Genomic DNA, 270 nt, shown 5'->3' with positions numbered 1-270 from the left:
CCATGCCTGAGAAAATGGAAATCAAGAAATTTGATCCCGTTGTTCGCAAGCATGTGATGTACAAGGAAGCCAAGATCAAGTAATTGATTCTTCCTGTACAGGCTTGAAAAACCCGGTTATAGCTTAGGCTATCCGGGTTTTTTTATGTCTGGCGTTTGCTGTCTAGAGCTTTGTGCGCTCTGTTTGCGGTTTATATTTGATACTGTCAGAGCGGCCTCTGCAGGCTGTCTGTTTGCCGCGGTGCCAGAACATCATGCCCAACAAGCGTCC

General features: G+C 46.7%; 1 protein-coding gene. It reads left to right on the top strand.

What is annotated here, in order from left to right:
* On the top strand, nucleotides 1–83 hold an 83-nt coding region (rpmG, locus tag Q4563_RS20055; protein ID WP_303605764.1), incomplete at its 5' end, for a 50S ribosomal protein L33.
* Between the last annotated feature and the right edge of the window lie 187 nt (nucleotides 84–270).

It is taken from the genome of Gilvimarinus sp. 1_MG-2023, from assembly GCF_030548285.1.
This window is presented reverse-complemented; position numbering and strand designations above follow the sequence as displayed.